Annotated in this window: 11 protein-coding genes; 8 read left to right on the top strand and 3 right to left on the bottom strand. The window is 42.2% G+C overall.

Translation table 11 applies throughout. The annotated features are described in order from the left end of the window. Positions 1-123: 123 nt before the first annotated feature. Together yddG and CAG58_RS14340 are read right to left on the bottom strand one after the other, a co-directional pair. Positions 124-1029 carry an aromatic amino acid DMT transporter YddG gene (yddG, locus tag CAG58_RS14345; RefSeq protein WP_161426502.1) on the bottom strand — a complete coding sequence of 302 codons (906 nt, stop codon included), beginning with the start codon at positions 1027-1029 and terminating at the stop codon, positions 124-126. Between the two features lie 25 nt (positions 1030-1054). Beyond that, a complete protein-coding gene (locus CAG58_RS14340) occupies positions 1055-1459 on the bottom strand; it encodes an OsmC family protein (RefSeq protein WP_110167371.1) in 405 nt (134 codons plus the stop codon). An 858-nt stretch (positions 1460-2317) separates the two neighbouring features. On the opposite strand from CAG58_RS14340, the gene CAG58_RS14335 reads away from it, so the two are divergent. The 4 genes from CAG58_RS14335 to CAG58_RS14320 all read left to right on the top strand — a co-directional run bounded on the left by CAG58_RS14335 (position 2318) and on the right by CAG58_RS14320 (position 6592). Then, on the top strand, positions 2318-2791 hold the full coding sequence (locus CAG58_RS14335; protein WP_004397071.1) for a dCMP deaminase family protein: 474 nt from the start codon (positions 2318-2320) through the stop codon (positions 2789-2791). Between the two features lie 547 nt (positions 2792-3338). Next, positions 3339-4772 carry a glyceraldehyde-3-phosphate dehydrogenase gene (locus CAG58_RS14330; RefSeq protein ID WP_158137050.1) on the top strand — a complete coding sequence of 478 codons (1434 nt, stop codon included), beginning with the start codon at positions 3339-3341 and terminating at the stop codon, positions 4770-4772. Positions 4773-5251: 479 nt separating this feature from the next. Further along, entirely contained in the window at positions 5252-6190 is a 939-nt protein-coding gene (locus CAG58_RS14325) for a DUF535 family protein (protein ID WP_161429780.1), read from the top strand. Positions 6191-6343: 153 nt separating this feature from the next. Continuing rightward, positions 6344-6592, top strand: a complete 249-nt coding sequence (locus CAG58_RS14320; RefSeq protein ID WP_072670654.1) for a hypothetical protein — start codon at positions 6344-6346, stop codon at positions 6590-6592. A gap of 70 nt (positions 6593-6662) precedes the next feature. Here CAG58_RS14320 and yghU read toward each other — a convergent pair whose 3' ends face one another. Beyond that, complete coding sequence (gene yghU / locus CAG58_RS14315) at positions 6663-7523, bottom strand: glutathione-dependent disulfide-bond oxidoreductase (RefSeq protein ID WP_161429781.1); 861 nt, start codon at positions 7521-7523, stop codon at positions 6663-6665. A 459-nt stretch (positions 7524-7982) separates the two neighbouring features. Between yghU and cspE the strand changes: the two genes are divergently transcribed. From cspE to panF, 4 genes are all read left to right on the top strand, one after another. Next, complete coding sequence (gene cspE, locus CAG58_RS14310; RefSeq protein WP_004397054.1) at positions 7983-8195, top strand: transcription antiterminator/RNA stability regulator CspE; 213 nt, start codon at positions 7983-7985, stop codon at positions 8193-8195. Positions 8196-8439: 244 nt separating this feature from the next. Next, positions 8440-8598 (top strand): hypothetical protein, encoded by a 159-nt coding sequence (locus CAG58_RS16840; RefSeq protein ID WP_004397053.1) that lies wholly within the window; start codon positions 8440-8442, stop codon positions 8596-8598. Between the two features lie 326 nt (positions 8599-8924). Next, positions 8925-9206, top strand: a complete 282-nt coding sequence (locus tag CAG58_RS14305) for a YhdT family protein (RefSeq protein ID WP_158137053.1) — start codon at positions 8925-8927, stop codon at positions 9204-9206. After that, entirely contained in the window at positions 9199-10665 is a 1467-nt protein-coding gene (panF, locus tag CAG58_RS14300) for a sodium/pantothenate symporter (RefSeq protein WP_161426649.1), read from the top strand. Before CAG58_RS14305 ends, panF begins: the two co-directional genes overlap by 8 nt. Positions 10666-10849: the final 184 nt, after the last annotated feature.

The raw sequence follows: 10849 nt of genomic DNA, 5'->3' as shown, positions 1-10849 counted from the left end.
TGAGCCAACATAAAAAATACCCTCAAACATGAAATGCTTGAGGGTATTTTCAACCAACCACAGGATCGTTCAACTGATCATTTGCTTAACTGATCGGTGTTAGCCGTTAATGGCGGGTTTATTTTAGGTGGTCGCTTCAATCAGCTTAGGTTTATCACGCGTTAACCACCAGCAGAGTAATGAACCCAACGTCACCATTGCCACCCCTTGCCAAAAGCTGGTGTCGAGTATCACACCAAGAATTAACGATGAAAAAAACGTCGATATCACAGGCGTAAAATAAGACAATGTTGCCAATAACAACATATTGCCACGCAAAATAGCGATATTCCATAACGCATAACCACTGCCCATCACCACACCCGTCAGTATCACATTGAAGGTGGCGATTGGGCTAAAGCTCAGTGGTCCTTCTTGGCTTAGCGCGTACTTTATCCATAACACCATCGCTGTAGCGATAAAAAACAGAGCGATAGCATTTTGACCTTTTGCGATTAACTTCGTCACGTTGCAATAGATTGCCCAAATCACCGCCCCCATAAAGGCCAGCCCATAGGTCAAAGGATTACTGGAAATATTATTTACCACATGTGTGATAGAGAATCCGGCGTCTCCCGTTAAAGTCCAAACAACACCGGTAAAGGCCAGACCAACACTCGGATAAAGCCAAACGCTGACTGTTTTTTTACTTAAGATAACCGCTAGTACTACCGTGATCGCTGGCCATAAGTAATTAATCACCGCCATCTCTAAAGCCTGATGACGACTATTGGCCATACCTATCGCTAATGCCAAGCAGATTTCATAGCTGACAAATAACCCTCCTCCTATCAATAAATAGCGAAGAGAAAAATGTTGTCGTTTAGGGACACCAAGCACGAGTATTAAAAAGACAGCGGCAATAGTATAGAGTAAAGCTGCACCACCAATCGGTCCGAAAGCTTCAGCCACAGTGCGCATTAAACCAATCATTGCTCCCCACAATAAAATGGCAGCAATCCCACATCCTGTATAGTTAAAATGGCTCATTCCTGTTCCCTTTCATGCTCATTCGTTAAGCATTAATGACTTCCCAGCTGTGGGTGAGCTCAATACTTTCACCAAGCATTAAACAAACTGAACAGTATTTATTGAGTGAATCTGCCACTACTTGTTCAACAATTTCTGACGATACCTTATTCCCTTCAATCGTAAAATGCAGATTGATATGAGTAAAAAGACGCGGCGCCGTTTCTCGACGCTCAGTGATCAACGATACACGACACCCCGTTACCGCTTGCTGAGCTTGCTTTAAGCCATTAACCACATCCACTGAGCTACACCCCCCAGCGGCCATCAACACCATTTCCATTGGGCTGGGCGCAGAGGAGCCTGCATTACCATCCATTACGATAGAGTGTCCTGACGGTGATTGACCAATAAATCTTAATCCATCAACCCATTGTACTTCTGCTTGCATCGAATAACTCCTGTCTTTAGCCTAGATTGGCCTTGCAAAGTGAATATTATCTTTAAAATAAACGGGGGCTTCATCGTGGCGAACCGATGACCACTACGGCAATATATCTAAGCCGATAAAAAAAGCCAGTTCGCTGTACAAAAGAAAACCCCACTAAGCTTACGCCTAGTGGGGTTCAGTTCTTACTCGCAGCAATCCGGCTACTAATCAAGTGCTCCCTGCATCAATTCCTTGATAGTCTGCTATATCCATTAGCACATTCCGTTTCATCGCCATCCTAGCGGTGTCCCTTACTCTATCATCCTGATAGACGTGCCTTATTCCTTTAAGATGTCCATTAACCATCCGTGATAACCATCCTAGTTATTCGCGTCCTGCTAATGTCCTTTGCTTTCCTTGCCGATGTTTCATCCTGAATCATCGAATCTTCGTCCTGAAGATGACCTATCCTTGGGTCTTTCCTGTTCCGTGTCGGCTTCCTGCTGACAAATTCAGAATACGGCAACACGGTTTTTCAGCAAGGTGGTGAATGAACATGTCTATTCAGCTCAGCAAATCATTACAGTAATAAATCATTAAAAACAATAAGATAAGGGAAATTCCACCGCTTTACCCATAACAAAAAACGCACATCTCTCACATTGATTGTAAGAGATCTCTCACAAAGCTTATCGCTAAATCACCCATAGCCGTCTAGCGAGGAGCGATAAAAAACGAGAGTTCAGTCTCACTCTAGTAAAGCCAAGCCTAACCAATCAACGTTTTTCTCGTGTGACGGTCGCAAAATTTATCTAGACTAAGCTCTACAAAATCACGATCATGACTGACAAATAACGTTACGTTAAGGAAACCAAGATTATGATTTCAAAATGGGCGCAACGCTTCTATCAAATGGCCGAACTGGTTGGCTCTTGGAGTAAAGATCCGTCTACTCAAGTCGGTGCTGTGATCACCAAACAAAATCGTATTGTCTCTGTCGGCTTTAATGGTTATCCACACGGGATCTCTGACAGTGCAAATACCGACGACCGTGACATGAAATATTTAAAAACATTGCACGCTGAAGAAAACGCGATTCTGTTCGCTAAACGTGATTTGGATGGCTGTGAAATTTATGTCACTCATTTTCCGTGCCCAAATTGCGCAGCAAAAATCATTCAAACTGGTATTTCTGCTGTGCATTGCCCTGAACAGTCTGACGATTTTCTTTCTCGTTGGGGCGACAAAATAAAAGTTAGCCAAGATATGTTTTTACAAGCAGGGGTAAAAGTAAACTGGTTACCTTTAAATGAGCTCAAACCGATCAGCCAGATCCCACCAGCGAATCTCTAATTAATACCACCAGTAACCACTTAAGAGTGCCTTGTCTGGTAACCACCGTTCATTCACAAGCAGGTAGGTAAAAATTAACCTACCTTGTGCTTGCCAATAACCCTAATCAATTAAGGATTATTTTCAGATCGCGAACACATTCAAACCACATGGATTAAATCACGCTCATTAATACGGATTAACCTGCTGAATAAATAGGTATTTTCGATTGAAATCACAAAAATTAAGTAACTCATTTTTCTTTTTCAAACACAACTATGATTTCAATGCATATCCTCACGAAATAAGTGACATTAATTAAAATTGTCAATACCGATTTAACCCTTAAAAACTCCGCTAAAACACCAGAAAGCAGTAGAACTACAGCCTAATATATGGCCATTAATTTTACTAGCAGAATAACCGCTCAAGATTTACAATCCAGACACAATCCAATAACAAGCTAGCTCAATACTAAACACAATACAAATTGTGATGGTTGAGCACGTGATGCTTATCGCTTGCGGTGACATCACGTTTAACCCTACGTGAAAGGTCTTAAGTCAACATGAGCCCAGAAAAACATCGCCTCGATTGGCAAATTAGCCAAACCATCGCTGAATCTATGTCGCCTCTGATTGGCAAACTTTACCGACAAGCAGGTGTAGAAATTTTATTGTTTGGTAAAACGCTGATTAATGCGACCACGATTGACATCATCAAAGCTCATAAAATTGCGAGTCGCTATATCGGAGAATCTTTATCTCTTGAACAAACCATACCTTTGCTCACTTCACTGGCAGAGATGACCCTATCACCTTGTAAAATCGATATTGGCCAATTAGCGCATCGTTATTGGCAACATCATGATGACGCCGATGCTATGCAAGATTACTTGCATACGGCACTTGTTGAAGCCGTGAACGGCGAACCCATGAATCAACCTAAAGATGTTGTGCTTTATGGTTTTGGTCGTATTGGCCGTTTATTGGCTCGTTTATTAATAGAAAAAAGTGGTCCGGGTTACCCATTACGCTTACGTGCAATTGTCGTTCGTGGCGGTAAAGACGGAGATTTGGAAAAGCGAGCCAATCTATTAAGACGAGATTCCGTCCATGGCCAGTTCAACGGGAGTATTATTATCGATAGTGAACGCAAGGCACTGATTGCTAACGGTAACTATATTCAAATGATCTATGCTGACTCACCGCAAGAGGTCGATTATAGCCACTATGGTATTGACGATGCGCTTGTCGTTGATAACACCGGTGTGTGGCGCGACAGTGAAGGGTTGAGCCGTCATCTAGCTTCTCCGGGTGCGAGTAAAGTGCTGCTCACCGCCCCCGGTAAAGGCGATATTAAAAATGTGGTTTTTGGGGTGAATGAATCGGTGATTAGCGCTGATGATACGATCATATCCGCAGCAAGTTGTACGACCAACGCAATTACGCCCATTCTTAAAGCGATGCACGATCAATATGGTGTGCTATCTGGGCATATTGAAACCGTTCATTCTTATACCAACGATCAGAATTTGATTGATAACTTCCACAAAGGTGAACGTCGTGGCCGATCGGCCTCTCTGAATATGGTGCTGACCTCAACAGGTGCAGCGAAAGCCGTCGCCAAAGCGTTACCGGAGCTAGCAGGAAAATTAACCGGGAATTCGATTCGCGTACCGACCCCCAATGTATCGATGGTGGTTGCTAACTTAAATCTAGCCAAAGAAGCCGATAAAGCCTCGTTAAACCACTATTTAAGACAAATTGCTACTCACTCCCCTCTTTCAGCGCAAGTTGACTATACCGATTCAACTGAAATCGTTTCGAGCGATTTAGTCGGTTCACGTCATGCTGGCGTCGTTGATGGTGCTGCAACAATCGCCCAAGGCAATCGCTGCGTTTTATATGTCTGGTACGACAATGAATTTGGTTACAGTTGCCAAGTCATTCACTGTATGGAACAAATGATGGGCGTGCGTTACAAAACGTATCCTCAATAATCGAAACCGACTCCACAACACAATAATAATAATAAACCGAATGTGCTGAGCGAAAGGCGGCGGAAAGAGTTACGACGCTTTTTATATTATTGGGTAGCCAATAATGTTCAGGACAGATGGATCCATCATCCCCCCTTGCCGCTTATCACGACCGATAGGCGGTTTTTTTGTTTTGGTCCACTAGCGATACTCTGCTCTCGGGTTACGGCTAACTAATATAATTTATAGTTATTAATCAAAGTCAATCAATACATTGACATAAATACAATTCAGGCTTTCATTGATAGAAAAAGGATAATAGATCAGGAATTATGATTAAGAGATAATCAGAGTGCAGCATTATTAATAAGTTAACACTATACATAACCTCGATTAAGACAATCCCATACAAAAAAGTACACAAACACAATAGCGATGTTCTTGGCTGTGAGTAATAATACTCGCTGAATATTATCTGTATTACAGTAGTGGTAATTCGTGTGCGATTAAAATTAGCCTCGGCAGCTCATGCTCAAAGCCAAAAACATAAATTGAGAGATATCAGTAAGTTTATTCTTAGATCTTATCTCTATCCCCGTCATTTCCAAAAGATGGTAAACTTATTCCATCATGAGCGTCGGCAACATATTTTTATTCGCCAGCCAAATTATATCATGAAATGTATGATTCCATTTCTACATATTGGTTTAAGTAAAAGTGATGTCATACAGTTGCTCAATGACCACCATTCATGGCTAGAAGCTACTTTTTCTCGTGCCGCCATTCTTAAAATACATACTGATAAATTATATTTAGGCAGTATCAATATTGACGATGAAAATTATCAACTTACTTTAAGCTTCGATGGAAGAATACGTAAAGAAGGTGAATTGGCGTTATCACTAGAAGATAATACAGGCTATGCTTATTATACTTTAGGTTTCACGATTCAAAACAACCTATTATTAATTGGCTGCATGCAAGGTGCCGTTAACGATAATGGTTTCAGCCGAACATTCACTAAAGCTATCCATGGTTTAAGGCCTAAATCCTTTATGGTTGAAGCGGTTCAATTTATCGCTCAATATTTAGATATAAAAACTATCTATGCGGTTAAAAATTCAGCCCATATTTATAATGCCAAGCGATATGGTAAAAAAAGTGATTCGATCAATTTAGACTATGACCAATTATGGCAAGAACACGATGGCGTTGATCACAACCGTTGGTTTTATTCTTTACCCTTATCTGCTAAGCGTCGCGAAATGGGAGAGATAAAGCGCCCGAAACGCAAAATGTACCGTGAGCGATATGCATGGTTAGACGCTTACCAGCAGCAACTTTATGCCTTGTTGCAGCCATCATTACTCTATCCTCATAATCTTAAGATGAGTATTGCTGAACAAGTCGCTTGGCTAACCGATGACTCAACTCAATAACCTATTAGCCAACGTTCATCATAGGGAGGGCGGCACACCCTCCCTATGATGAAACCTCTCATCAACATTAATGCGGTTTGAGTAAGCATCGTTCATGTTTTCTTCATCACAGATGAGGTATGATAAATTGATATCGATTTTGGGAGACAGCTTATGTATCGAGTATTAGTAACCACCTTGACATTAATCTGCGGTTTTTTCGCCTTAATCTTTGGCTTACTGCTCGCGATTCCACTCACCTTGATAGCCATCATTAGCGGCAAGCGGTTAGAAAGGCAGCTAAGACGCCGCCCTTTTCATCAAGCTCACAATAACGAAAGTGAACATGTTATTGAAGGTGAGTTCGAAGAAGTACCACATCGCGAACAACATTCCGAACAACGTAGCGATCACCGTCAATAACATTAAGGTGGCCTCGTACTTCACTGGACGGTTTCAACTTACTTCGGTTTCAACTTACTTCGGTTTCAACTTACTTCGGTTGCAGTTCTAATACGCGATCAATGTCTTGTGCGTTATGACGCTCAGCTAACTGCTCCCAAGCCTCTCCCCATGTTCGGTTGACAATTCGACCACGTTGCACTGCCGGACGTTCTGCAATGGTTTTCGCCCAACGTTGCACGTGTTGATAAGATTGCACATCCAGAAACTCAGCCGCATTGTAAGCATTACCTAACACTAGATTGCCATACCAAGGCCAAATCGCCACATCAGCAATCGTATATTCTTCACCCGCAATATAGGTCTGTTTGGCCAGTTGTTTGTCTAACACATCCAGTTGACGTTTCGCTTCCATTGCAAATCGATTGATAGGATAAGCAAACTTTTCTGGAGCATAAGCATAAAAGTGACCAAATCCCCCACCCAAATAAGGCGCGGAACCTTGCAACCAAAACAACCAATTCATCACTTCTGTACGTTCGGGCAACGCTTGTGGTAAAAAGTGACCAAATTTCTCCGCAAGATAGAGCAAAATATTACCCGATTCAAAAACGCGAATCGGCGACGCTAACGAACGATCCATTAATGCAGGGATTTTCGAGTTAGGATTGACCTCAACAAACCCAGATCCGAATTGCTCACCATCACCAATTTTTATCAAAAAGGCATCGTACTCAGCTTGGTGAATACCTAATGCTAATAACTCTTCTAACAAGATAGTGACTTTTTGCCCGTTAGGTGTCCCCATAGAGTAAAGTTGGATCGGGTGTTGACCTATCGGTAACACTTGTTCGAAACGAGAACCAGAATCAGGTCGGTTAATACTTGCCCATTGTCCGCCATTTTCACTCTCCATGGTCCAAACCTTAGGGGGTACATATGCTTGTGTCATGACACTCTCCTTGTTGTTATTATCTTGTCAGTAAACCTTGCCGAAACATCGTTTATACCCAAACGACTTGGCGTTGCAGGTAGGCGGCAAGTGATTGAATCCCCATGAGCATAGGCAAACGATGTGATTGGGGTAAACGAACATAGCCAACACCGCTGCAGCTTCAAGTAGGAAGGGTATACTCATTGTTAATTAACTAAGATATTGGGGCAGTTTCCAAACGTTCAAGCGATACAACGATCATCTCGGAATAAATAAGTCTCGCTATTTACTCGGCAACGTGTATAGTGAAGTTGGCTCTTAAAGCAGAGTTGTTAATGTGACATAAAGTGTAAGTTTTTGCTCAGAAAACCATCGATACCCTTCGTTTAGTGCCTGTACAAGTTTACCTTCATCTACCATTCAATTGCTTATCTATCAGCCAACATTAATTTAGTATCATAAAATATAGAGGTAATTATGTCAGGTAAAGTGACAGGTTCAGTAAAATGGTTCAACGAAACTAAAGGTTTCGGTTTTCTTACTCCAGATAACGGTGGAAGTGATGTTTTTGTTCACTTCAACTCAATCGCATCTGAAGGATTCAAAACTCTCGCTGAAGGCCAAAAAGTAAGCTTCAACGTTGAGCAGGGCAAAAAAGGCCCTCAAGCAGAACAAGTAACGGTTCTGTAATAGAATGTTGATGGCGTGATACTTTATCACGCCATTGTTTTATCCATCACTTCCTTCTCCGCTTTGAGAAAAGCTTGCCATTCACGATACCGCACGACCAATATTTCTCGTTGAAATAACACTGAAATAGAGGTGTTAACGATGATGCACGGATTACATTCACTTTTGTGCAACAAATCTAATAACTCGGTTCTTAGGCTGGCCTTTAATCCTCATTAGTGTACTAATAGGAATCATTTTTTAAATGGATGATACCAACATGGCAAAAGCACCAAAAAAAACCAAGACAGCCGCTCCTCAAGCGGACAGCAATGAGAAAATGCCGTTAACTCAGCACCAAACGCGTAAAAAAATTGAAGATATTCTTGAGCAAAGAGCCTTTGAAAAGCAGTATGGTGGATAAGTTACCGATGGCCGACTGCCTTTTAGCAGCCGTCATACGCTAAAAGGCCAATGCTTAAATGCTTTTCTCCTTATCTGATCTTCGAATTAAGCACTATTGACTCATCAATAACCATCTGTATCCAGCTGTTTCATTCATCCTGTACGATATTTTTTGTCTCCAACGCCATATTTGTAATACCATACCTCCCCTTAGAAACTCGCTATTCCCAAACTACTCGATCTTGTCATCATCAGCCTTGTTCACTATTACCATTGAACAAACGGATACCAATAATCCGACGTTAACTTCAAGTAGCTAGGGATACCTAATCACTGAGGAAACGGATGAATAACCGACAGCGTATTATTCAACAAACTCATCGCGAAGCATTAGCCGCTCTGATCCTCGCCTTGGGTTACTTTATCTGGTGGTATGTCACGGCTTATGGCTTGTCTGCGCCTTTTGATGATCTTGAATTGCCAGCACTCTACTTCGGTATGCCGTTGTGGTTTTTGCTGTCTTGTGTGGTAGGCCCAATAGTATTTACTCTTCTCTGCGCGTTAATGGTGGCATTCATTTATCGCGATATTAGTCTTGAACCAGATATGACGACCCGTGATGAATAATCAACTTCTCTTGCCTCTCATCATTTATTTAGCAGCCGTATTTGCGATTGCTTTTTTTAGCCGGCGTAGAACAACAGATGGCGGCTTTCTCAATGAATACTTTCTTGGTGGGCGCAGCATGGGGGGATTTGTGCTCGCAATGACGCTTGCTGCCACTTATGCCAGCGCTAGTAGCTTCATTGGCGGGCCAGGTGCCGCTTATAAACTTGGCTTAGGTTGGGTATTGCTCGCGATGATCCAGCTACCAGCAACCTGGTTAACTCTTGGTATATTAGGTAAAAAGTTTGCGATTGAAGCTCGTCGTCATAATGCGTTGACTCTCAATGATATGTTATACGCTCGCTTTAAAAGTCGTAGTGTGGTTATTTTAGCATCGACGTCTTTACTGCTGGCCTTTTTTGGTACGATGGTCGTGCAATTTGTTGGTGGAGCACGCCTATTACAAACGGTTACTGGGCTCTCTTATCAACATGGCTTAATGCTGTTTGCTTTTACTGTTGGTCTTTATACAACCATCGGCGGGTTTCGTGCGGTAGTAATGACCGATACCGTGCAAGGGATCATGATGTTAATCGGAACTTTTGTGTTGTTAGCAGGGGTTATCCACGCTGGCGGTAGCCTTGGTACACTAGTCACGGAACTGCATCGTATTGATCCTGCGTTAATTACCCCCTACGGCCCCGATCAATTCCTCAGTCAGCCATTTATGTTGAGCTTTTGGATACTGGTTTGCTTTGGTGTGATTGGGTTACCCCATGCCGCCGTTCGTTGTATGTCTTATAAAGACAGTGAATCGTTACACAAAGGTATAATCTTAAGCACCATCATGATGGCTTTGTTGATGTTTGGCACCCATTTATCGGGAGCATTAGGGCGCGCTATCATGCCGGATCTTACTAGCCCAGATCAAATCATGCCGACCTTAATGATCACCGTTCTTCCGCCTTTATTGGCAGGAATTTTCCTCGCCGGCCCCATGGCCGCGATTATGTCGAGTATTGATTCACAGCTAATCCAAGCCTCGGCGACATTATTAAAAGATCTCTATCTTAACTATATTAATCCCAGACTTATCGATGAGCCGCAGGCAGAAAGTAAGCTGACTCGTTTATCTTTGTGGGTGACGATGATTTTTGCCTTATTGGTGTTTTTTGCAGCCACCAATCCACCGGAGATGATTGTTTGGCTTAACTTAATGGCACTCGGAGGCTTACAAGCGGTATTTCTCTGGCCTTTGGTGCTCGGTTTATATTGGAAAAAGTCTTCATCAACAGGCGCATTGAGTTCAATGATCGTTGGGCTCTCCACCTACACGAGTTTAATGTGGTTAAAACCTGATTTAGCGGGAGTCCATCCCATCGTCCCGACCCTACTGTGTGGATTACTCAGTTTTATTATGATGAGTTATCTTAAACCGGATACAGGGCAACAGCTTAAAGAAAGTATGGCTGAACGTTAAGTAAACCAAGTAAAATGCATTTCGATCTTTATTATTCTTTGGATGACCACAAGGTTAATAGAGACAAAAAAGCGAGCACGAAGCTTAACACCGATCAGTTAAGCAAATGATCAGTTGAACGATCCTGTGGTTGGTTGAAAATACCCTCAAGCATTTCATGTTTGAGGGTATTTTTTATGTTGGC

Source organism: Vibrio sp. V31_P5A7T61 (assembly GCF_009904895.1).
Lineage (GTDB): Bacteria > Pseudomonadota > Gammaproteobacteria > Enterobacterales > Vibrionaceae > Vibrio > Vibrio metschnikovii.
This window is presented reverse-complemented; position numbering and strand designations above follow the sequence as displayed.